Source organism: Burkholderia sp. BCC1993 (assembly GCF_905339865.1).
In the GTDB taxonomy this organism is placed as follows: Bacteria; Pseudomonadota; Gammaproteobacteria; order Burkholderiales; family Burkholderiaceae; genus Burkholderia.
Genome location: NZ_CAJPGZ010000005.1, coordinates 203,539 through 226,187, shown reverse-complemented (window position 1 = coordinate 226,187; position 22,649 = coordinate 203,539). Strand labels below are relative to the sequence as shown.

22 protein-coding genes are annotated in these 22,649 nt (G+C 68.8%); 9 read left to right on the top strand and 13 right to left on the bottom strand.

The genetic code is table 11. The features are described 5' to 3' along the window. Positions 1 to 8: 8 nt before the first annotated feature. The 4 genes from U4Y91_RS10110 to U4Y91_RS10095 all read right to left on the bottom strand — a co-directional run bounded on the left by U4Y91_RS10110 (position 9) and on the right by U4Y91_RS10095 (position 4,314). Positions 9 to 461 carry a hypothetical protein gene (locus tag U4Y91_RS10110; RefSeq protein ID WP_321805087.1) on the bottom strand — a complete coding sequence of 151 codons (453 nt, stop codon included), beginning with the start codon at positions 459 to 461 and terminating at the stop codon, positions 9 to 11. Further along, the gene (locus tag U4Y91_RS10105; protein WP_321804944.1) at positions 461 to 1,864 is read right to left on the bottom strand and encodes a phosphatase PAP2/dual specificity phosphatase family protein; all 1,404 of its coding nucleotides are present in this window, start codon (positions 1,862 to 1,864) and stop codon (positions 461 to 463) included. Before U4Y91_RS10105 ends, U4Y91_RS10110 begins: the two co-directional genes overlap by 1 nt. After that, the gene (locus U4Y91_RS10100; protein WP_321804943.1) at positions 1,861 to 3,630 is read right to left on the bottom strand and encodes a bifunctional alpha/beta hydrolase/class I SAM-dependent methyltransferase; all 1,770 of its coding nucleotides are present in this window, start codon (positions 3,628 to 3,630) and stop codon (positions 1,861 to 1,863) included. Before U4Y91_RS10100 ends, U4Y91_RS10105 begins: the two co-directional genes overlap by 4 nt. Before the next feature lie 78 nt (positions 3,631 to 3,708). After that, positions 3,709 to 4,314 carry a CDP-alcohol phosphatidyltransferase family protein gene (locus tag U4Y91_RS10095; protein ID WP_124489496.1) on the bottom strand — a complete coding sequence of 202 codons (606 nt, stop codon included), beginning with the start codon at positions 4,312 to 4,314 and terminating at the stop codon, positions 3,709 to 3,711. Here U4Y91_RS10095 and U4Y91_RS10090 point away from each other — a divergent pair. From U4Y91_RS10090 to U4Y91_RS10075, 4 genes are all read left to right on the top strand, one after another. Beyond that, a complete protein-coding gene (locus U4Y91_RS10090) occupies positions 4,299 to 4,655 on the top strand; it encodes a hypothetical protein (protein WP_321804942.1) in 357 nt (118 codons plus the stop codon). The genes U4Y91_RS10095 and U4Y91_RS10090 overlap by 16 nt on opposite strands. Positions 4,656 to 4,757: 102 nt before the next feature. Beyond that, a complete protein-coding gene (locus U4Y91_RS10085) occupies positions 4,758 to 5,390 on the top strand; it encodes a lysophospholipid acyltransferase family protein (RefSeq protein ID WP_321804941.1) in 633 nt (210 codons plus the stop codon). Positions 5,391 to 5,426: 36 nt separating this feature from the next. Continuing rightward, entirely contained in the window at positions 5,427 to 6,356 is a 930-nt protein-coding gene (locus tag U4Y91_RS10080) for a phosphatidate cytidylyltransferase (RefSeq protein WP_321804940.1), read from the top strand. A gap of 240 nt (positions 6,357 to 6,596) precedes the next feature. Next, positions 6,597 to 7,418, top strand: coding sequence for a carbon-nitrogen hydrolase family protein (locus U4Y91_RS10075; protein WP_321804939.1), 822 nt, complete (start codon positions 6,597 to 6,599; stop codon positions 7,416 to 7,418). Positions 7,419 to 7,470: 52 nt separating this feature from the next. Here U4Y91_RS10075 and U4Y91_RS10070 read toward each other — a convergent pair whose 3' ends face one another. From U4Y91_RS10070 to U4Y91_RS10060, 3 genes are read right to left on the bottom strand one after another with little or no spacing between them, the layout of a single operon-like run. Continuing rightward, a complete protein-coding gene (locus tag U4Y91_RS10070; protein WP_321804938.1) occupies positions 7,471 to 7,782 on the bottom strand; it encodes a hypothetical protein in 312 nt (103 codons plus the stop codon). Further along, a complete protein-coding gene (locus tag U4Y91_RS10065) occupies positions 7,782 to 9,143 on the bottom strand; it encodes an acyclic terpene utilization AtuA family protein (RefSeq protein WP_321804937.1) in 1,362 nt (453 codons plus the stop codon). The genes U4Y91_RS10070 and U4Y91_RS10065 overlap by 1 nt, the downstream gene beginning before the upstream one ends. A gap of 40 nt (positions 9,144 to 9,183) precedes the next feature. Next, a complete protein-coding gene (locus U4Y91_RS10060; RefSeq protein WP_321804936.1) occupies positions 9,184 to 10,482 on the bottom strand; it encodes a citrate:proton symporter in 1,299 nt (432 codons plus the stop codon). Between the two features lie 97 nt (positions 10,483 to 10,579). Here U4Y91_RS10060 and U4Y91_RS10055 point away from each other — a divergent pair, with 97 nt between their 5' ends. Beyond that, positions 10,580 to 11,476 (top strand): LysR family transcriptional regulator, encoded by an 897-nt coding sequence (locus U4Y91_RS10055; RefSeq protein WP_321804935.1) that lies wholly within the window; start codon positions 10,580 to 10,582, stop codon positions 11,474 to 11,476. 39 nt (positions 11,477 to 11,515) lie between these two features. On the opposite strand, the gene U4Y91_RS10050 is transcribed toward U4Y91_RS10055, so the two are convergent. Beyond that, positions 11,516 to 12,100, bottom strand: coding sequence for a flavin reductase family protein (locus tag U4Y91_RS10050; RefSeq protein ID WP_321804934.1), 585 nt, complete (start codon positions 12,098 to 12,100; stop codon positions 11,516 to 11,518). A gap of 461 nt (positions 12,101 to 12,561) precedes the next feature. Here U4Y91_RS10050 and U4Y91_RS10045 point away from each other — a divergent pair, with 461 nt between their 5' ends. After that, the gene (locus U4Y91_RS10045) at positions 12,562 to 13,722 is read left to right on the top strand and encodes a porin (RefSeq protein WP_321804933.1); all 1,161 of its coding nucleotides are present in this window, start codon (positions 12,562 to 12,564) and stop codon (positions 13,720 to 13,722) included. A 410-nt stretch (positions 13,723 to 14,132) separates the two neighbouring features. After that, the gene (locus tag U4Y91_RS10040) at positions 14,133 to 15,380 is read left to right on the top strand and encodes a transglycosylase SLT domain-containing protein (protein ID WP_321804932.1); all 1,248 of its coding nucleotides are present in this window, start codon (positions 14,133 to 14,135) and stop codon (positions 15,378 to 15,380) included. A gap of 15 nt (positions 15,381 to 15,395) precedes the next feature. On the opposite strand, the gene U4Y91_RS10035 is transcribed toward U4Y91_RS10040, so the two are convergent. Then, entirely contained in the window at positions 15,396 to 15,731 is a 336-nt protein-coding gene (locus U4Y91_RS10035) for a hypothetical protein (protein ID WP_321804931.1), read from the bottom strand. A 301-nt stretch (positions 15,732 to 16,032) separates the two neighbouring features. Next, positions 16,033 to 16,779: a MipA/OmpV family protein gene (locus tag U4Y91_RS10030; protein ID WP_321805086.1), complete on the bottom strand. Its 747-nt coding sequence runs from the start codon at positions 16,777 to 16,779 to the stop codon at positions 16,033 to 16,035. 248 nt (positions 16,780 to 17,027) lie between these two features. Between U4Y91_RS10030 and U4Y91_RS10025 the strand changes: the two genes are divergently transcribed. Then, positions 17,028 to 17,756, top strand: a complete 729-nt coding sequence (locus tag U4Y91_RS10025; protein WP_321804930.1) for a response regulator — start codon at positions 17,028 to 17,030, stop codon at positions 17,754 to 17,756. Beyond that, complete coding sequence (locus U4Y91_RS10020) at positions 17,757 to 19,112, top strand: ATP-binding protein (RefSeq protein WP_321804929.1); 1,356 nt, start codon at positions 17,757 to 17,759, stop codon at positions 19,110 to 19,112. It abuts the gene before it with no gap. A gap of 52 nt (positions 19,113 to 19,164) precedes the next feature. Here the strand turns inward: U4Y91_RS10020 and U4Y91_RS10015 are convergent, their stop codons facing one another. The 3 genes from U4Y91_RS10015 to U4Y91_RS10005 form a co-directional block, all read right to left on the bottom strand. Then, complete coding sequence (locus U4Y91_RS10015) at positions 19,165 to 20,415, bottom strand: MFS transporter (protein ID WP_321804928.1); 1,251 nt, start codon at positions 20,413 to 20,415, stop codon at positions 19,165 to 19,167. A gap of 34 nt (positions 20,416 to 20,449) precedes the next feature. Further along, on the bottom strand, positions 20,450 to 21,547 hold the full coding sequence (locus tag U4Y91_RS10010) for a porin (protein WP_321805085.1): 1,098 nt from the start codon (positions 21,545 to 21,547) through the stop codon (positions 20,450 to 20,452). A gap of 123 nt (positions 21,548 to 21,670) precedes the next feature. Further along, positions 21,671 to 22,639: a VOC family protein gene (locus U4Y91_RS10005; protein WP_321804927.1), complete on the bottom strand. Its 969-nt coding sequence runs from the start codon at positions 22,637 to 22,639 to the stop codon at positions 21,671 to 21,673. Positions 22,640 to 22,649 lie beyond the last annotated feature (10 nt).

Here is a 22,649-nt window from a genome sequence, read left to right as displayed (position 1 = left end):
ACGCCCGGCTAACCGGACTGCGGCACCGCGATCGCCACCCCGACCACGATCCACTGCACGATCGCGACCAGCACACCGGCCCGGCACAACCCGACCGCGCCGCGCACGCGCGCGTCGAGCGCGCGTCCGGCCTTCCCCGCATCGATCCAGCCGAGCTCGGCGAGCGCGCGATCGAGCGCGGCCAGCCTGTCGTCGACCGACGCGTCGCCCGACGCCGTGCGCGCCAACGCGGCGAACAACCGCCGGTCGATCTCGATGCGCACCGCGTACCACAGCGCGGCAATCCCCGACCCGGTGCTGATCGCGGCCAGCAGCACGCGCGCGAACGTTGCCGGCGCCCAGCCCGCCGCGATCCACCAGCCCGTGCCGGCCGCGGCCAGCGCGGCCGCGATCGCCCATGCGCCCGCGTCGAGCGCACCGCGCGCGGCGGCGATCCGGAACGGTGCGGACGCGTCGCGCATCATGCCTCGCCCGTCATGCGGCGGCGGTCGATCCAGTCCTGCAGCACGACCACGCCGGCGTCCGACCAGACCGCGCGCGGCCGCACCGTCCGGACTACCGCGAGCGCGTCGCGCGCGTCGGCCAGCCCGCGCCGCGCGGCGAGCCATGCAGCTGCGCACAACACACTGCGCCCATAGCCGAGCGCGCAGCAGACCAGCACGTCGCGCCCTTCGGCGTGCAGGCGTTCGAGCGCCGCGACGGCCGCCGCGAGCTGCGCGGCGCTGGGCGCGACGAGGTCGAGCTGCGGCACCGTCGCATACACGACCGACGGGTCGGCCGCGGCCCAGCGCGGCATCTCGGCCGTCAGGTCGACGAGCGCCGTGAAGCCGTGGCGTCGCATCTCGCGCGTGGTCGGCGTGCGGCCGACCGACACGCGTTCGTCGATCCGCACCGGCGCGGGCTGCCGGAACGTCCACAACCGTGAATTGATGAAGGCACCGGCGATCGTCGGCGCGAGCAGCCAGCGGATGAACACCGGGAAACGGCCCGCGTCGTCCTTCTGGAACGCACCGGGCGCGCCGCGCCGGTAGATCCACGCGACGCACGCCAGCGCCAGCACGCCCCACCCGGCCGCCAATGCCAGGCCCGGCGCACGCGACACGCAGCCAAGCGCGACGAGCGCGACCAGTGCCGCACCGAGCGCATAGCGACGCGCGAGCGCGCGGCCGGCGGCGGACGGCGAGCCGGTCGCACCCGGCAGCCGCCCCGCGGCGTCACGCAGCGGAAACAGGAACAGCGCCAGACAGCCGACGGCCGCACCGGTCGGCACGTCGATCGCATGATGCTGGTAGGTCGTCAGCACCGACACGCCGATCGCCGCGAACCATGGATGCAGCACGATGCGCGCCGCCGTGCCGCGCAACTGCTTCGCATAGACGGCCCACAGCACGACGAGCAGGCCGATGTGCAGCGACGGCGCCTGGTTGAACGGCTTGTCGAACCCCATCAGCAGCGTGAACAACGCGCCGGCCACGCCGCCCGCATCGGGCCGCTCGAAGCCGAAGCGCAGCGGCCACGCGATGAAGCACGCGACCGACACCAGTTGCACGGTCAACAGCCGCTTCACGTGATCGAGCAGATCGTCGCGCCGGGTCCAGAAGAGGAACGACAGCGCGTACAGCAGGTCGATCGACCAGTACGGCACGATGGTCCACGGCACGAACGGAATCGCGTGTTCCCAGCCGAACGCGAAGGTCGGCACCGCGGCGCGGCGCGCGGCGAGCCAGTTCGCGAAGCCGTAGGTGGAGAAGAACACCGCACCCATCACCGCGAGCCAGCCGACGCGCAGCGCGAACGACGCGGCGCGCGCGCCGGCCGCCGGCTCGGCCAGACTGCCGCCCGCGCCGCCGCCGAGCGCGCTCATGACGCGTCGACCCGCTGCGCGAGGCTGACCGTGAAGATGCCCATCTCGTCGATCCGCTGGTCGAGCTTGCGAAAGCCCGCGCGCGCGACGAGCTCGTCCATCTCGGCCTGCGAGCGGCGGCGCATCACCCAGGTCGCGTCGCCGCGGTGATTGTTCAGCGCACGCGCGATGAATTCCAGCTGCGGATGCCACGGCTGTCCGGTATAGACGAGATAGCCGCCGGGCGGCACCGCCTGCGCGAGCCCGCGCAGCGAGCGTTCGATCAGCGCGTTCTCGCCGAACAGCTCATACAGCCCCGACACGATCGCCAGCGTCGGGCGCGGCTCGAGCGTCGCGAGCGACGCCTCGTCGAACGCATCGCCGCGCTCGAAGCGCGCGATCGGCTCGAGGCCGCGCTGCGCGATCAGCACGCGCCCGGCCTCGACGTTCGGCGGGCTGTAGTCGCGCAGCGTGATGCCGTCAGGCGCCGCGCCGTCGCGTTCGGCGGCCGTCGCGATCGCGTCGAGCACGTAGCGGCCGTGCCCGGCCGCGATGTCGACGATCCGCACCGGTTCGCCGTGGCCGCGCAGCCGGCCGATCGCCGCGCCGATCAGCTCCTGCAGATGCACCTTGCGCTGACGGATGCCGACCCAGCCCGGCGAATCGAGATAGGTGCGGTCGATCAGCGCGCCGACGCCGAGCCGGCCCTGCGCGCGGTTGCGGTACACGTAGTCGAGCGTCGAGCCCGAATCGAAGCCGAGCCGCAGCCCGAGCGCGATGCCGTCCGACAGCATGCCGCCGGCCTTCAGCCCCGCCCGCGTGATCGCCCAGTACGCCCGTGCGAACGGGTTCGCGGGCGGCCGGCCGAGCGCCGCGTATTCATCGTGGAACGCGCCGCGCCGGTCGGCGTCGGCGAGCGACACGCGCGGGCTCGGCGTGTCGAACTCGCGCAGCACGAACGCACGCAGCGGCACGAGCGCCTGCGCGCGGTCGCGCTCGCCGAGCGTGTCGTGATAGAAGCCGGGCAGCACGATGCGCTCCTTGCGTGCGGCGCCGAGCCGCTCGAAGAAGCGGTCCTGCGGGCCGCGATGCACGACCCAGTCGGCGCCCGAGATCAGCAGCTGCGTCGGCACGGTGATCGCGGCCGCATCGGCGACGATCCGCTGCGCGGTGTCGTGCAGGTCGAGCAGCATGTTCACGGCGATCGGCCGCGTGATCAGCGGATCGGCCGCATAGCTCGCGATCCGTTCGGGATCGTGCGTGAGGAACTTCGGTTTCACGTAGCTGTTCACGTAGAACAGCCCGCGCAGCTTGTACATCAGCCGCAGCCCCGGCCGCGCGAACGGCACGTAGAGCTTGATGTGGAACGCCGGCGACGCGACCACGAGGCAGCGGATCGGCGGCGCGTAATCGTGTACCCAGGTGGCCGCGAGCACCGCGCCGACGCTCTGCCCGACCACGGCCATGTCCGTGATCGCGATGCCGTGCGTGTCGCGGATATGCTCGACGAAGGTCTGCAGGTCGCGCACCGATGCGGCCGCGCTCGGGCTGTAGCCGCGCGCGCCGGGCGAGCGGCCGTGGCCGCGCGCATCCCAGGCGAAGAACGCGAAGTCCGGCAGGTCGAGTTCGTCGACGAGGTGCGCGACGCGCGCCGAATGTTCGTGGCCGCGATGCAGCAGCACGATCGCGCCGCGGCAGCGCGGGCCCGTCGCGGGCCAGTGACGATAGAACAGCGTGTCGCCGTCGTGCGTGATGAAGTCGGCCTCGCGGGCCGTGCGTGCGCTCATGCGATCTCTCTCGTTTCGTTATTCGAATCATGCGGCGCCGCCCTCCGGCGCCGGTCCCGCCACGGCCGCCAGCCGCCGTCAGCCGCCCGCTTCGGCAACGCCCGCCTGCACGCGCCGCACCGCCGTCACGATCGACAGCACGATCAGCACGCGCCACAGCCACGCGGCGACGCCGCCGACCGGCAGGCCGAAGCCGATCCACAGCGCGAACGCGCCGAGCGCGAGCGCGCGGTCGCTCTTGCCGAACGGGCCGTCGTAGCGGCGCGTCGCGCCGGCGAGCGGGCCGATCAGCCCCGCGCATTCGACGATGATCGCCGTCAGCGCGAACAGCCAGACGTCTGCCGGCGCGAACGCGGGAATCGCGAGGAACGGCAGCACGAGCGCGACATCGGACACGATGTCGCCGAGTTCGTTCAGGTACGCGCCGAGCGTGCTCTTCTGCCCGTGCTCGCGGGCGAGCATGCCGTCGATCGCGTTGAGCGCCATCCGCACGAACAGCCAGATCGGGATCAGCAGGAACAGCACGCGGGCGAACACGCCGAGCCCCGCGAGCGCGCCGACGACGATCGAGCCGCCTGCCGCGAACAGCGTGACCTGGTTGGCCGTGACGCCGCGTTCGGCAAGCGAATCCGCGAACGGGCGCAGACGGTTCTGGAATTTCGGTTTGAGTGCGTAGAGGCTCATCGTTTTATGGTTTCGGCACGTTCGGATATGTTCGTCGCCGCCATGCCCCGGGCGGCGCAACCGCCGGCGGCGGCTTTCGACAGGTGGTCGTAATCGTCGCCGAGCGGCCCCGACGCGTCAAGCCGCGCCCCGCGCCGGGCAATCTGGCGTTTTCGACGGAAACTCGCGATAATCCGCTGGCCCGTGAGCGCAGCAATTCACTCGAACTGTCGCCGGGCGCTCGTGCAACAGCCGATTATCACGCCGTCGAACGGCGCATTCGCCGCAACGCAACATCTGCCGGCGCATCGTCCGATGATCGCGGCCCTGCGACAGGCAGCCACGAATTTGAAAAAACTTGAACAATGGCCGTCCGGCGCGCATCCTGCCGCGCCGGCATTCCGGGATTCCGCCCGCCGCGCCTGCGCGGCCGCGCGGGCATGCACGCAGGAGGCGCGGCGCCGATGAACATCCTGAACATCTGGCAGCGCGATTTCCTGCTGTCGATCGTGCGGCTCGTCGCCGGCGCGTATCCGGTCTGGCATCAGGCGCCGCCTTCCCCGACGCAGAAGATCTATTTCTCGAACCACACGAGCCACATCGACACGCTCGCGATCCTTGCCGCGCTGCCGCGCGACGTGCGCGCGGTCGTGCGGCCCGTCGCCGCGCGCGACTACTGGGACAGCGGCGACCTGAAGCGCCACATCGCGCAGAAGCTGCTGAACGTCGTGCTGATCGACCGTCACCGCGAGAGCGGCGGCGACCCGTTGGACCCGGTGCGCGATGCATTGCGGCAAGGCCACTCGATCATCATCTTCCCGGAAGGCACGCGCGGCGCCGACGTGTTGCCGCAGCCGTTCAAGAGCGGGCTGTTCCATCTCGCGACCGAGTTTCCGAACGTCGCGCTCGCGCCGGTCTATCTGGAGAACCTGCAGCGCATCATGCCGAAGGGCGCGATCTGGCCCGTGCCGCTGATCTGCAAGGTGCACTTCGGCGCGAACGATGCGCTCGGCGCCGGCGAAGACAAGCCGACCTTCCTCGCCCGCATGCGCGCCGCGATCGTCGCGCTCGCGCCGCCGCAGCGGCCGGCCGGCTGAACGCGGCGCCCTCCTCCCCCTTTTCCGGACCTCTTCATGCGAACTCTCTTCTGGGAACTGGTCGCGGGCGTCACCGGCGTGCTGGTGCTCGCAACCGTGATCGGCGCGATCCTCGGCGCGCGCAGCGGCGGCACCAGCGCGACCATCGTCAACCTGAACCAGCGCATCCGCGCGTGGTGGGCGATGATCGCGATCATGGTCATCGCGATCAGCCTCGGCAACAACGTCACGTATCTGGTGTTCGCGCTGCTGTCGTACCTGACGCTGCGCGAGTTCATCACGCTCACGCCGACGACCGCGAGCGACCACACGACGCTCTTCATCGCGTTCTTCGTCGCGATTCCGGTGCAGTACCTGCTGCTCGGGATCAACTGGTACGGGATGTATTCGATCTTCGTGCCGGTGCACCTGTTCTTCGCGATGTCGCTGGTGTCGGCGCTCACGCAGGACACGCGCGAATTCCTGAGCCGCAACGCGAAGATCAACTGGGCGCTGATGGTGTGCGTCTACGGGCTGAGCCACGCGCCGGCCGTGCTGATCCTCGACATTCCGCGCTACGCCGGGCAGAACGCGCTGCTGCTGTTCTTCTTCCTGTTCGTCGTGCAGATCAGCGACGTGCTGCAATACGTGGTCGGCAAGCTGTGCGGGCGCCGCAAGATCGCGCCGCAGCTGTCGCCGTCGAAGACGGTCGAAGGCTTCGTCGGCGGCGGCCTGCTCGCGACGCTGTGCGGCGCGTCGCTGTATCGCGTGACGCCGTTCAGCTTCGGCGCGGCGTTCGGGATCTCGCTCGCGATCGTGATCGCGGGCTTCGTCGGCGGCCTCGTGCTGTCGGCCGTGAAGCGCTCGCTCGGCACCAAGGACTGGGGCTCGATGATCGCGGGCCACGGCGGGATGCTCGATCGCGTCGACTCGATCTGCTTCGCGGCGCCGGTGTTCTTCCACCTCGTGCGCTACCTGTACGTGTAGTCCGGACCTGCACCACGCGGGCGGCGCCATGCCGCCCGTCCGCAACCGCTTGGTCAGGTCGCCGCGACCGCACTTGAAGTTGGACTGGTCAGACCGCTTCAAAAAAACCGGGATGCACTCCGGCGGATCAATACGGGGCACACGTCGGCGGGACGGGAATCCGGTGCGTTCGGTGCATACTCATGCTCATCCCCATTCGTCCGCCGCCTCGCGCAGCGGGCACTGCCGCCCAACCCACCCATGAAACTGAAGCTCGACATCGTCCAGCTCGCCGGTCGCGACGGCGACACACCGTACAACCTGCGGCGCACGCTCGACGCGATCGCGAGCTGCGCGCCCGGCACCGACATCGTGATGTTTCCGGAAGCGCAGCTCACCGGCTTTCTCGATCCGTCCGATCTCGCGCGCGCGGCCGAGCCGCTCGACGGCCCGAGCATCGGCGCGGTGATCGCGGCCGCGCGGGCGCGCAACGTCGCGGTAGTGGCCGGGCTGATCGAGAACGACGGCGGGCGCTTCTACAACACGACCGTGTTCGTCACGCCGGACGGCATCGCGCTGCACTATCGGAAGACCCACCTGTGGATGTCCGAGCGCGGCATCGTGCTGCCGGGCGACCGCTACGCGAGCGTCGAATGGCGCGGCGTGCGGATCGGCCTCTTGATCTGCTACGACAGCGAATTCCCGGAAAGCGGCCGCGCGCTCGCGGCGCTCGGCGCGCAGCTGATCCTCGTGACCGACGGCAACATGGAGCCGTACCGTCAGGTGCACCGCACGTCGGTCTCGGCCCGCGCGATGGAAAACCAGGTGTTCGCGGTCGTCGCGAACCGCGTCGGCGCCGGCACGCACGACGTCGTGTTCGCGGGCGGCAGCCTCGCGGCCGATCCGTTCGGCAACCTGATCTTCGAGGCCGGCAACGGCGAATCGCGCCATACGGTCGAACTCGATCTCGACCAGGTCGCCGCGTCGCGCGCGGTCTACGACTATCGCGCGGATCAGCGCCTGAACATCGCGGGCGAACGCATCGAGCACGCGGACGGGCGTCGCGAATGGTTGATTCCGTGAGCATGAACCTGACGGCGAACGCGGCCCGCTGGCGACGCACACCGCCACGTCGTCACTCAGGCTCCGGCACATCGATCGCCAGCAACACCGAACTGACCGACTTGCCGTGCGCATCGAGCGCGAGCGAACGCGTGACGCCGCCGCCGAGCGCATCGCGCAGCACGAAGTTGAACGCGGCAAGCGCCGGCAGCTCGTAGCGCACGACGTCGCCATGCACGATGCCCGCGAGCCACGCCTTCACCGCCTGTGCATCGAGATGCGCGCGCAGGTGTTCGTAGTGACGCGGATCGCGGCAGATGACCGATACGTTCAGCGTATTGCCCTTGTCGCCGGTGCGCGCATGCGCCAGTTCACGTAGTTGCATCAGGCCTCCACGAAAGAAAACGACGGCGTCACGGCCGTGCGCGGCAGCAGCACAGACTGCACCGCGATCACCTCGCGCGTCGACTTGAACGCACCGCCACCGCCGGCCGGCCCGTTCGTATACAGCGTCTCGACTTCGTTGCCGATCCGCGCGGCCTCGGCGGCGCTCGCCGCACGGCCGGCCACCCGCACGCGGACTTCGGCCGGCTCGCCGCGCACGGCGGGCGTCGCGTCGCCGTACAGCGCATCCACGCCGATCAAATCGAAACGCAGTTCGGTCGCGGCCACGCCCGTCAGCGCGATCCGCTCGCGGACGATGTCGAGCGCGAGCCGCGCGCGCTCCAGCGCGCCCGGCCCGCCGTACGAGATCTGTCCTTCGCCGATATGGCCGTCGACGTACGCGACCGACACCTTCAGCGTCGCGGTGCGTGCGCTGCCGCGCCCGCCCGTCACGCGCACGCGGTCCGGCGCCGCCTCCGCAACCGCCACGCGCGTGAAATCCGCGACGACGTCGGGCTGCAGGTAGCGCGCCGGATCGTGAATCTCGTACAGCAGCTGTTCCTTGCAGGTCGCCGCGCTCACGCGGCCGCCCGCATGCGGCACCTTGGTGATCACGACCGAGCCGTCGGCCGCGACCTCGCCGATCGGGAATCCGAGCCGCGCGAGATTCGGCACGTCCTTGTAGCCGGGGTCGGCGAAATAGCCGCCCGTCACCTGCCCCGCGCATTCGAGCAGATGGCCGACGACCGTCGCGGCCCCGAGCGTGTCCCAGTCGTCCATCCGCCAGCCGAACGCGTGGATCAGCGGCGCGGCGAACAGCGACGGATCGGCGACGCGCCCGGTCAGCACGACGTCCGCGCCGGCCGCGAGCGCATCGACGATCGGCGCGGCGCCGAGATACGCGTTCGCGGACACGATGCGGTCGCGATACGCGGCGACTTCGTCGCCCGACTCCTCGAAGCGGAACGCGCCGCGCAGCACGACGTCGAGCACGTCGTCGCCTTCGACCGCCGCGACCTTCAGCCCCGCGAGGCCGAGCGACTGCGCGATCCGCGCGGTGCGCCGCGCGGCCGCGCGCGGGTTCGCCGCGCCCATGTTCGACACGATCCGCACGCGCTTGTCCGCCGCCACCGGCAGCACGGCATGCATGCGCGCGTCGAGCAGCGGATCGTAGCCGAGCGCCGGATCCTTGCGCCGCGCCTGCTGCGCGAGCGCGATCGTGCGCTCGGCCAGGCATTCGAAGACGAGATAGTCGAGCTGCCCGTGTTCGGCCAGTTCGACCGCGGGCTCGATCCGGTCGCCCGAGTAGCCGGCGCCCGCGCCGATGCGCACGCGCCGTTCGTGTGATGGCTTTGCTGTCATGTCGGTACCGAGATCCGGCGCTCGCGCGCCGGGAAAAAAATCAAAAGACGCCCAGCACGACGCACGCGATCGTCATCACGATCGAGGCGCCGAACAGCAGCGGGAACGTGAACTTCTGGTGCTCGGCCAGCTCGATGCCGCACAGGCCGACGACGAGGAACGTCGCGGGCGTCAGCGGGCTGACCGGAAACCCGGTCGTCATCTGGCCGAGCAGCGCGGCCTGCCCCACCTGCACGGCCGGCACGCCGAGCTGGCCGGCCACTTCAGCGATCACCGGCAGCACGCCGAAGTAGAACGAATCGGGATCGAACAGCATGCTGAGCGGCATCGACGCCAGGCCGAGCGCGACCGGAATGTGGCCGGCCATCGACGGCGGCACGAAGCCGACCGCCGCCTGCGCCATCGCCTTCAGCATCCCGCTGCCCTGCATGATCCCGGTGAACACGCCGGCCGCGAGCAGGATGCCGGCCATCATCAGCGCCGCGCGCGCATGCGCGTCGATGCGCTTCCTCTGCATGTCGACGTCCGGGTAGTTCACCAGCAGCGCGACGCACAGCCCGACCATGAACATGATCGCCGGCGGGATCTTCTCGCCCATCACGACCATCGTGCCGAGCACGACGAACGTCAGCAGCAGGTTGAACCAGAACAGGTGCGGCCGGCGCAGCGCCTGCTCGTCGGGCGTCAGCTCGCGGGTCGGCAGCGGAATCGACGCATCGTCGCGCGACAGGCCGAGCCGCTTCTCCTCGCGCCGCCCGAGCCAGTACGCGACGCCGAACACGAACACGAGCCCGATCGCCTGCACCGGAATCAGCGGATTGAACAGCGCCGACACCGGCAGGTGCAGCGAGGCCGACGCACGGATCATCGGCCCCGTCCACGGCAGGAAGTTGATCCCCGCGGCCATCGACACCGCCGCGGCCAGCACGCGCCGGTCCATCTTCAGGCGGTCGTACAGCGGCAGCACCGCGGGAATCGTCACGAGAAAGCAGACGGCGCCCGAGCCGTCGAGGTGGATCAGCAACGCGAGCAGCGTCGTGCCCATCACGATGCGCGTGGGCCGCGTGCCGACCGCGCGCAGGATGCGGTCGATGATCGGGTCGAGCGTGCCGGCGTCGGTGATCGTTCCGAAATAGAGGATCGCGAACACGAACATCCCGACCACGGGCGCGAGGCCCTTCAGCCCGTCGATCACGAACTTGCTGGTATGCAGCCCGAAGCCGCCGATCAGCGACGCCGCGATCGGCACGATGATCAGTGCCACGAGCGGCGACATGCGCTTGGACAGAATCGCGGCCAGCAGCACGACGATCGTGCCCAGCCCGAGTAACGGCAGCATCGGTGTCTCCTACCTTGTCTTTTGTTGGAGACGAGCGTAAGGTCGGCGCAGCGATAGCACAATTGAAATGATTTGATCGCAGCAATCACGAACCGTTATGGATCTGAACCTTCGCGACATTCGCGCGTTCGTCACCGTCGCGCATGCCGGCAACTTCACGCGCGCCGCCGCGCGGCTGCACCTGTCGCAGCCGGCGCTGACCGTGCAGATCCGCCGGCTCGAGGACATCGTCGGCGCGCGGCTGTTCGACCGCAACAGCCGCAGCGTCGCGCTCACGCAGACGGGGCGCGAACTGCTGCCGCTGCTGCAGCGCTCGCTCGACGACATGGAGCGCGTGCTGCGCGATGCGCGGGCGCTCGGCGAAGGCGCGAGCGGCACGGTGCGGCTCGCGTGCCTGCCGACGTTTGCGTCCAGCCTGCTGCCGGAGTTGATCCAGTCGTTCCGGCGCGACGTGCCGCGCGCGGGCTTCGACATTCGCGACGGCGTCGCGAGCCTCGTCACCGCGCTGGTGCGCAACGAGGAAGCCGATCTCGGGCTGACCGGCGGCGACGCGTTCGATGCGTCGCTGGATGTGCTGTACGCGGGCGCCGACCGGCTCGTCGCCGTGTGCCCGAAGGATCATCCGCTCGCGCGCAAGCGGCGCGTGCGCACCGCCGACGTCGCCGCCGTGCCGCTCGTGCTGACCGCACAGGGCACGAGCGTGCGCAGCGTCGTCGATGCCGCGCTGGAAGCGGCCGGCTGCACGCCCGACATCGCGTGCGAACCGACCTACATGATGACGGCCGTCGCGATGGTGCGCGGCGGCCTCGGCGTGACGATCCTGCCGGCCGCCGCGCGCGAGGTGCGCGCGGAGCCGGATCTCGTTGCGAAGCCGATCGACGACCCGGCGTTCGTGCGGCCGATCGCGCTCGTCGCGAAGCGCGGGCGCACGCTGTCGCGCGTCGCGCAGGCGTTCGCCGACGTGATGCTGGCGGAATTGAAAAAGCGCGCGTGAACCGCGCGCCCGGATCGCGAACGAAAGCCCGCTTTCTGCCTACTGCGCGTCAGGATCGACGTGCAGCGATTCGCCGATCGCATAGAAATTGCCGCCCGCGATGTAGTGCAGGCTGCGCAGCGCCGGATCGGCCGATTCGAAATACCAGTGACCGTCGCGGAACACGCGCGTGTCGGACCATGCGCCGACCACCTCGCCGATGAACAGGTCGTAGGTCTGCTGGTTGTGCGGCTCGGGAATCAGCTTGCACGCGAGCCAGCCCGAGCAGCCGGCGACGAACGGCAGGTCGTGGCCGGCGACGTCGAACAACGTGACGCCGGCCTCGCGCAACTTGTCCGGCCGCTCGGCGAGACTGTGGCTGCCGACCGCATGCGTGAGCTGCAGCTGCGCGGCCGTCGGCACCTGGATCACGAAGGTGCCGCTGCGCTCGACCAGCTCGCGCGTCTTCGCGGACTTGTCGAGCACGACCGTCAGCTTCGGCGGCAGGAAATCGAGTGCGCAGGCCCACGCGGCGGCCATCACGTTGTCGACGCCGTCGTGGCGGGCCGACACGAGCACGGTCGGGCCGTGGTTGAGAAGACGGTAGGCTTTCTTCAGCTCCACCGGAGCGATGTGACTGTCCATGCGGGTTCCCTGGTGAGCGGCACGACGCGTGCCGGCCGAGGCCAGCATTCTCGCACTCCGTTCCGATCGCCGCTGACGGTGCGCGCGGGCGCGCTGCATCACGCTCAAATCACTCGCATCACTCGCGCAGTGCGCGCGATAACACACTCGGCCCGCATCACACGATTCGATTCGTTAAATAATCAATTGATGAATCGACGACCCATGCATCGTCGTCGAAATCCGACTGGAAATCGTGCGGAATTATCACGATTCCGGCAATACGCCGGTCGCGCCATCTCAAAATTCAAATCGATTGATACATAATTATCAATAATGTGAATCTCTCAATGGACATTGCCGCAGCATGCATATGTCTGCTTTAGGTCACATCGGAGAATTTCATTTTTGCCGTTCGTTGGCGGCTCGGTAGTCTCCTGCCATTCCGGTTCAAGAAAACAGGCCAATCGCAAGGAGATGAAATGAAACGCACGACCCTCTCGCTGATTTCGCTCGCGTCGTTCGCGGCGATGCCCGCCGCGCATGCGCAGTCGAGCGTCACGCTGTATGGCGTGATCGACACGTCGATCACGTACGTGAATCACGCGCAGGGCAAGGACAACGCGTGGATGCTCGGCAACAGCAGCGCAGGCAATCTCTCCGGCAGCCGCTGGGGCGTGAAAGGCAGCGAGGATCTCGGCGGCGGGCTGAAGGCGCTGTTCCAGCTCGAGAACGGCTTCGACCCGAGCAGCGGCCGGCAGGGCCAGGGCGGCCGCCTGTTCGGCCGGCAGGCGTTCGTCGGGCTGTCGAGCGACCGCTACGGCACGCTCACGTTCGGCCGCCAGTACGATCCGCTCATCGACCTCGTGCAGGGCATCACCGCCGACAACTATCTCGGCAGCGCGTTCGCGACGCCGGGCGACGTCGACAACTACGACAACAGCTTCCGCGTCGACAACGCGGTGAAGTACACGTCGGCCGTGTATTCGGGCCTGCAGTTCTCGGCGATGTACTCGTTCGGCGGCATCGCCGGCAGCACCGGCGCCGCGCAGTCGTATTCGGCCGCCGTGTCGTACAACAACGGGCCGTTCAGCGTCGCGGGCGGGTACTTCCACGCGACCAACAGCCCCGCGTCGAACGGGCTGCGCAACGGCTGGACCAGCTCGTCGGACGGCACCTTCGACGGCCCGATCAACACCGGCTATGCGAGCGCGCATTCGATCGGCATCGCCCGCATCGCGGGCCAGTATGTGGCCGGCCCGTTCACGTTCGGCCTCGGCTACAGCAACGCGCAGTACCGCCGCGACGCGAGCTCGGTGTTCAACTCGAACGAGCACTACAACACCGGGCAAGGCTTCGTGAACTACCAGGCGACCAATGCGCTGCTCGTCGGGCTCGGCTACAGCTACACGCGCTCGGGCGGCGATACGTCGGCGACCTATCACCAGGTGTCGGCCGGCGCGGACTATACGCTGTCGAAGCGCACCGACGTGTACCTCACCGCCGCGTACCAGCACGCGAGCGGCCAGACGGGCGACGGCAACGGCGGGTCGATGGCCGCGCAGGCGTCGATCGGTTCGTACGGCTATGCGGGCACGAGCTCGCAGACGATGGTCAACCTCGGCCTGCGTCACCGCTTCTGATCGACGACGGCCGGCTGCGTGAGGCATCGCGCGGCCGGCCGGTCGTTACCGGATTTCGGGAATCGAGGATGCACCGACACGGCGGCTACGGCCGCCGTCGCCGTTTCCACGCCCCGCGCACCGGCGGCCGCGCCTTTCATCGCGCGTTTCATTGCACCATTCATTGCCGCATTCGCCGCGCAATTGACGCGTGGCGTCAGTATTCCGATAGCGGCCGCACGCCGGCATGCGCACGATAATCGGCCCTTTTTACCGATTCCATCCTGTCACGCGTGGATACCGGTGGCGGCGAAAATCCGCGGCAAATGCAAAGGAAAGTTTGACGCGAGCCATTTGCCTGCGCGCTATGGCACACTTCGCGTCTGCGTAATTTCCTTGCACCGGGCGGCCGGATTCCGCCCCATCCTGCCATGCCGCGTCAGACTGCCCGTTCGATCAGCCACGCCACGCCGAAGATCGCCACGACGATCATGTTGTCGTGCGCGCTGCACGGGTTCGCGCGGGCCGACTGCCTCGACGACGCGGCCACGTTCCAGAAAGTGAGCGTGAGCCTGTTGCGCGGCATCGCACAGGTCGAATCGGGGATGAATCCGAACGCCGTCAACACGAACACGAACGGCACCGTCGACATCGGCCTGATGCAGATCAACAGCACCTGGCTGCCGACGCTCGCGCGCGAAGGCATCACGCGGGAAAGCCTGTTCGATGCGTGCACCAACGCGTACGTCGGCGCGTGGATCCTGTCGCAGAACATCCGCCAGCTCGGCGCCAACTGGAACGCGATCGGCGCGTACAACGCCGCGTCGCCCGACAAGCGCCTCGCGTATGCGCGCAAGGTCTATGATGCAATCCGGACCATGCCGGATTCGCCGGATACTCCCATGCCCATCCTTCCGCCCTCCTTCACGCCGCCGCAACAGGTGCAGGCGTACAACCCGTTCGCGAGCCTGAGCGTGTCTGCACCGCCGGTCGCGCGGCCCCGCACGCTCGCGCCGGCCGCGCCGCCGCCGCAACCGCAAGGCGGGCCAGCCGGCCCGGCCGGCACGTACAACTTCGGCTGGACCGTCACGGGTGCCGACCAGGCCAAGCCGACCCAGGTGTTCGACGACGGCGCGCGGATCTACGTGCAGTTCAGCGACATGAAGCACGTGCCGGCGATCTTCACCGAGACGTCGTCGGGCCGCGTGCTGATGTCGTGGGAGCTGCAGTTCCCGTATGCCGTTCTGACACGTCCCGCGCAAACGTTAATCTTCCAGCTCGGGCCGTTCGAGGCGCGCGCGCAGCGCGGCACGACGGGGACGACCGCGCAGGCGGGCGCGGGAGCCGCAGCGGGCACGCAGCGTTCGGGGGCGACGGTCTCCACGGCAGCGACAGCGGCGACGGCGCCCGCATCCAAACACACCGCCAATGCAGCGGCCAAGCGCACCGCATCGGCCGATGCGCTTTGGTATATCGACACGGCGTCCACGTCGGGTTCGGCGGCAACCTCGAGTCCGGCCAATACGGCGACGGCATCGACCGCGTCGAACACGCCCGCGACATGGCCCACCGCAGTGACGTCGAACACGCCGCCGCCCGTTGCGACACCTCAGGCGCCCGCCGCGACGAAGCCGGGCGCACGCGTCAGCACCGACGCGCTCTGGTATATCTCGAAGTAACGCTCGGGCGATCCCTCACCCGCGCCGCACCCAGATCACCTTGCCGTCGCGAATGCCGAGGTCGCGGCGCTCCTGGCGATAGTCCATCGTGCCCGGCAACGACTGGCCGTCGCGCTCGAGCACGCGCCACAGGCAGCCATCGAGCAGTGCGGCCGCATCGGCCTCGGTCTTGCCGATCAGCGCGTCGTCCGGCGTGGCGTCCGCCTTGCACGCGTTCACGGCGCCCGACGGCGCGAGGTTCGTCACCGCGCCGCCGGCCGTGGCATTGGGGTGCTTCGTGTTCATGTCCGCACATCCCGCAAAGGTTGCGCTCGCAACGAGTGCTACGAGCATCGCGATCGTGTTCTTCATCGGTTTCTCCCTGTCGCGGCCCGGCGCAGCAAGTGCGGGACGTGCGCACGCACCGGGCGTTGGATCCATGATGGGTTCTGCGCGCCACCGGCCGGTAAAGCACCGCATTGCGCGATCCGTTCGAGTCGAATCGGCTCCGCACAGTCGCCTCGACAGCCTGACGCCGAAGCCGAAGCCGAAGCCGAAGCCGAAGCCGAAGCCGAAGCCGAAGCCGAAGCCGAAGCCGCCTTCATGTTACCGCACCGATCCGCGGCGAAGTCGTGCTCCCCGTACGAGGAACTGGCGAATCATGCCGGCCGCGTCAGAACTTGTACGTCACGCCGGCCATGCCGTAGTAGTTGCTGCGCGTCTGGACGATCGGGCTGTCGCCGTAGCGTCCGAGCAGCCGCGTGAAGCCGCTGGTCGCATGCACCGACCAGTGCCGCGACACGCCCCAGTTCCATGCGAGCGACAGCGTTGCGCTGTCGACCCCGCCGCTCGTCGAATACGGCCTGAAGCCGCTCGCCGCCGACTGCGCGTCGGTCACGCCGTAGAACGTCTGCATGTAGCGCCCTGTGCCGGCATGCACGCTGCCGGTCACGACAATATCGTGGCGGCCGGCCTTGAATACCGGCACCGCGAGATCGACGTGGCCGGACAAGCCGCGCGACGTATGCGTGACCGGCGCATCGATGGCGACGCTCAGTTCGCCGCCATCGAGCAACTGCACGCCCGCACGCATGCCGACGAGCACCGAGCCGGGGATCCGGCCCATCCCCTTCAGGTGATCCGAACCCGCCAGGTCGAAACGGTTTTCGTCGGAACGGCCAGCGGCATAGCCGAGCGCTGCCGACACGAACGCCCCGTTCGGCAGGTTCAACCGGTAGCCGGCGCCGGCTGCCGTGTCGATGAAGAACCCGTTGCCGAACATCGCGGAGAACGACGGCGCGACGACGGCGCGATACTGGTTGCTGCCCTGGTAGCGCGGAGCAAACCCGCCGCCGAGCGATATCGCGTACTGGTTTTCGGCGTGGGCAACGGCGGCAAGGGTCAGGCCGGCAAGCGGCATGCAATAGCGCAGCGAGCGTAGCGAGCGGAAGGATGGACTCACGATGTCGAGACAAGAGTGACGGAGCCCGAAGTCTAGGTACGACGATGCGGCAGCACTGTCCTGAATCTGCGGCAAATGTGTGCTCAATTGTGATCGTTTGTTCCCGATTGTCGTATCGCGGCCCCGGCCGCCGCCACGCCGGATAGAATTCGCGGGCCGCGCATTCATCGGCATGGAGACGCTGAACGCGCGCATCCGAGGAGACCATGAACGACAATCCGCTCAAATACCGTGTGCTGCTGATCGAGGACGACGACCGCCTCGCGCAGCTCGTGCGCGAATATCTCGACAGCTATGAATTCGCGGTGACGGTCGTACGGCGCGGCGATCTCGCAGTCGCCGCGGTGCGCGAGCATCAGCCCGCGCTCGTGATACTCGACCTGATGCTGCCGAATCTCGACGGGATGGAAGTCTGCCGGCGCATTCGCGCGTTCACCAACGTGCCCGTGCTGATCCTCACCGCGCGCGCCGACGTGTACGACCAGGTCGCGGGCCTCGAGACCGGTGCCGACGATTACGTGACCAAGCCGATCGAGCCGCGCGTGCTCGTCGCGCGCGCCCGTGCGCTGCTGCGCCGCGCGCAGCCTGCCGCGTCCGAACCGGCGGCCGACACGCAGCCGCCCGCCCTCGTGTTCGGCGAGCTGACGATCTCGCCGCCGAACCGCACGGTCACGTGGCGCGGGGAACTCGTCGACCTGAAGACCACCGAGTTCAACCTGTTGCTGATCCTCGCGCGAGCGGCAGGCACCGTGCTGAGCCGCGACGACATCCTGAAGCAGTTGCGCGGCATCGAATTCGACGGGCTCGACCGCTCGGTCGACTCCGGCATCTCGAAGCTGCGCCGGCGCTTCGAGGACGCTTCGTCGGAGCCGCAACGGATCAAGACGATCTGGGGCCGCGGCTACCTGTTCAGCCCTTCTGCCTGGGACGACTAAATGCTGCGCCCGTTGATCAAGCTGTACCTCATCGTGATCCTGTGCTGTGCCGCAGCGATCGTATTCATTCAATGGTCGTTCGACAGGATTTTCTACGAGCGCGTGGCGCAGGCTCAGCGCAACGCGCTGACCACTTACGCGTTCGTGCTGAACGACTATCTCGAACGCCATCCGGGCGGCAAGCGCAGCCTCGCGCTGCGTGAACTCGCGCAGCACGGCAACGAGCGATTCGGTTTCGTGACGATGGCCGACGCCCGTGCGCAACTGCGCGGCGCGCCGCTGCGCGATCTGGACGCCGGCCGGATCGCGATCAGTTTCGACCGCCGGAACTACTACATGCCGCTCGCGGACGGCTCGGTCCTGCACGCCCGCCCGATCGCACCGGCCGACCTCGACATCCAGATCTACGCATACGGGATGACCGCACTCGCGGCACTGTTCGCCGTCGCGCTGTGGATCTCGTATCACTGGCGCGACCTGCGCAAGCTACAGGCCGCCGCGCACGCGTTCGGCGCGGGCAACCTGTCGACACGCGTGAAGCTGTCCGGGCGCTCGAACATCTACGCGCTGTCGCAGCAGTTCAACGACATGGCCGAGCGGATCGAGGCGTCGATCAAGCAGCAGCGCGAGATGATGCACGGCATCTCGCACGAGCTGAAGACGCCGCTCGCGCGCCTCGAATTCGGGCTCGCGCTGCTCGCCGAATCCGACGAAAGCGGCCGCATGCGCGAACGCCGCGACGAACTGCGGCGCGACGTGCGCGAACTCGATGAGCTGGTGACCGAGCTGCTGACGATCGGGCGGCTCGAACAAGGCGCAAGCGAACTCGCGCCGATGGACGTCGCCGTCGATGCGCTGATCGACAGCGTGGCCGGCAACGTCGCGAACGACGTCGCCGACCGCGGCCTCACGCTCGGCGTGTCGACGACCGGCGCGCCCGCCACCCACGTGTGCGATCCAAAACTCGTCGCACGGGCGCTGCTGAACCTGATCCGCAACGCCGCACGTTATGCGTCGCGCACCGTCCTGCTGTCCGCGACGCACGACGCGTCCGGCGCGCTGGTGTTGAGCGTGGACGACGACGGTCCCGGCATTCCGGTCGCCGAACGCGCGCGCGTGTTCGAACCGTTCCAGCGGCTCGACTCGAGCCGCGACCGGCAGACCGGTGGGTTCGGCCTCGGGCTCGCGATCGTGCGCCGTGTCGCGCTCGTGCACGGCGGCGACGTGCGGCTCGAGGATTCGCCGCTCGGCGGCGCACGCTTCGTGATTTCGTTGCCGGCGCGGGCATTGCCGGATTTCCTCGGCGACATGCCACCCCGCACGGTGCACGTGCGCGCCAGCACGGCGACGCCGTAACGACACGCACAAGCGCAGCGACGGCCGGCCGGTCCGTCACGCCGTCACGCCATCACGACTCCGCAAGCGAAACCGTCCTCGTGACCCGCGCCGGCGCGGTTTCCTTCAGCGCCAGCGCGACAAACAGGCCGAGCACCAACGCGCCCATGCCGAGCTGCATGATGTACTGGATGCCGAAGTGCTTCGCGACGTAGCCCGCGACCGACGGCGCGATGCCGCCGCCGAAGATTTCGCCGACGCCGATCACGAGCCCGGACGCCGTGGTCATCAGTTGCGCCGGAACGGCTTCCGCGCTGATCGGCCCGACCGTCAGCGTGATCATCGCGAAGACGAAGAAGATCGTCGCCAGCAGCCCCGCGAACAGCGCGGCCGGCTCGGCGCCGGTGCGCGAGAACACCCACAGCGACACGAACGCGCCGATGACCGACAGCACCATCACGGGCCGGCGGCCGATCCGGTCGGACAGCGCCGGCATCGCGATCCCGCCGAGCGTGCCGCCGATGCCCGTCGCGGACAGCACGAAACCCATCTGCTGCAGGCCCAGATGCAGGTAGTCGGTCAGGTAGTTCGGCAGCAGCGCGCTCAGCACGATCAGGCAGGTCAGCCAGCACAGCATCCCGACGAAGCACAGCGGCACGTTGCGGTAGCGCAGCACGTCGCGCCAGCGATGACGGCCGGCATCGGCCGTGCCGGTATGCGCGGCCGCGCGCTCGGCGCTGGTATCGCGCAGCACCTTCCACGTCAGCGCGCAGACGACGAGCCCCGGCACCGCGACCATCGCGAAGATCCAGTGCCACGGCACGACGCGCATCAGCTGCGTGACGACGACCGGCGCGATGCCCAGGCCGAGCAGCGGCAGCGCCGCCTGCTGAATGCCGACGTTGCGGCCGTGGCGCGCCGGATCCGACGCGTCGAGCGTCGCGGTGATGCTCGACGGTGTGTACGCCCCTTCCGCGAAGCCCATCACCGCGCGGATCGCCATCAGGCTGCCGACGCCCCACGCGAGCCCGCTCGCGCAGGCCAGCAGCGAGAACGCGAGCATCGCCGGAATGATGACCTTGCGGTGACCGAAGCGGTCGGACAGGTTGCCGGTCAGCAGCGCGGACACACCCCACGCGACCGACAGCGCCGCCGTGATGTGGCCGAGATCCTGGTAGTCGAGTTTCAGGTCCCGCATCATCACGGGAAAGAGCGGCATGATCATGAAGCGGTCGACGCCGACGAGCCCGAATCCGAGCGCGAGCAGCGCGACGATCTTCCATTCGTACGAGGTGTCCCGACCGGACACGCGTGCGTTGTTCATCTGGTTTCTCCAATGGGGTGCGCGTGCCGCGCGGTCAGAACACGGTATGCATGCCGATGCGTGCGATCGCCTGGTTCGCGCCGGACGATGCACCGTCCGGATCGAGCACGCCGTTGATCTGCGCATGGGCGCCACTACTCGCCCGCTGCCACGCACCGCTCGCGTAGACCATCGTCCGCTTCGACAAGCGGTACTGGATCGTGGCGGTCAGCTGGTGCGCGTGGTTGTCGTCGAGCGTCGCGTTGCCCTTCATGTACATGTAGTCGACACCGAGCGTCGTCGCGCCGGTCAGCTTCCACGTGCCGCCCAGCTCGCTCATCCACGCGGCGCCGCCCGACGCCCCATTGCGCACGGTCGTGAACAGCGCGCTCAGGTTGGCCGCGCCGAAGCCGTAGCGCAGCCCGGCGCCCCAGTTGCGCACGCTGGTCGCGGGCGAGCCGGCCTGCGCGCCGTATTTCTCGTTCGTATAGGCGGCGGCCGCGCCGAACGTGCCGATCGAATAGTCGGCGCCGACGCTCACGGTGTTGTTCGCGCCGATGCTGCCGGGCACGCCGCCGAAGCCGTACAGCGCGCCGAATTTCAGCCCGCCGATCACGGGGCTCACGTACTTGACCGCGTTCGCGACGCGCTGGCTGCCGGCCATCCGGTCCCAGTCGAACGCGCCGGTCGGATTGCCCGGTAGCGCGAGCTTCTGGAACGGGCCGTTGCGCAGGTTGTACAGGCCGCCCACGTCGCGCGCCGCATCGACGCCGCCGAAGAACAGCGTGTCGGCCATGAACTCGTACTGGTTGCCGAGCGTAACAGTGCCGTAGCGGTCGTGCTGCAAGCCGACGAATGCGGTGCGCGCGAACAGCCCGTCGCCGATCGTCGCGCCCGAGCCGATCGCGATCTGGCTGACGAGCTGGAAGATCGCGTGCATGCCGCCCCCGAGATCCTCGCTGCCGCGCAGCCCGACCAGGCTCGGTGTGAAAATGCCGTCGTCGAATTTCGCGACGCCGTGACCGCCTTCGTTGCTCACGTAACTCACGCCTGCATCGAGCAGGCCGAACAGCGTGACGCTGCTCTGCGCGGATGCCGCGCACGCATGCCCGAGCGCCAGCACGCCGATTGCACAGGTCTTCTTGCCGACCATCGTGATCTCCAAATATGATTCGTTATACTGATTGATATGGCGAGAATGAAATGCCTGAAGCGCCGGGCCGGACGGCCCGACGCGCGCGCGCCGGCGCAAGCCGGCGGCATGCGGTGCGACGATTCAGCCGGCTTCGGTGTTCTCGAAGAAATAGCCCGGCACGTCCGGCCCCCACAGGTACAGCGAGTCCTCCGGCGGGTGATCGCCGACCGGCCACTCGACGCCCGCGCCGACATAGTCGATGTCGGCCGAATACTCCCAGAACGAGCCCCACGGATCGCGCACGTACTGGAAGTAGTTCGAGCCCAGCACGTGGCGCCCGACGCCCCAGCCTTCCACGTAACCGGCCCGCTGCATCTGCATCTTGCCGAGCCCGACGTCGTCAACGACCGGCACATCCCACGCGCTGTGATGCCAGCCCTTCGCGGTGCCCTGCGCGAACGCGATCAGGTGATGGTCGCTGCCGTGGCGCGCGTGGAGGAACGCGACGATGCCGGCTGCGCCGTCCGACAGGCCGAGGCCGAGCGCCTGCTCGTAGAACGCGATCGCCCGGCCGATGTCCGGCGTGAACATCAGCACGTGCGACAGCCGCGCCGGACGCACGATCGGGGCGTCACCGCGAAACAGCGCGCCGCGCTGCGGCCGGATGCCGGTCGCGCGCGGCGGCGCCGGCTTGCATGCGGGTGTCGTCTTCGCCCCCGCCTTCAACTGCAGCAGGTTGGCGTCCGGATCCTCGAACCAGAAGCCGTCGTCCGGCGCCTGCCCTTCCGGCGCCGCCGCCGCGCGACCGCCCGCGGCGAGAATCTGCGCGCGCAGCGGCGCGAAGTCGTCGGCGAAGCAGTTCAGCGACAGATACGCGAGCCGCTTGCGCGGCCCATCGCGCAAGGTCGCCCACACGTGAGCGCCGGGCGCCGTGCGCAGTCGCAGTTCTCGCCCGGCGTCCTCGACGTCGAAGCCGAACGCCGTCACGAAGCGACGGGCGTTCGCGAGGCCCGGCACGTCGAGCGCGAAATGGTCGATGCTGTGGATGCCGAATGCGGCACGCTTGCGTGTCGCTATCGCCGCAGCCGTCGTCGTCGTTGCAGTCGTCATGCCGGCCTCC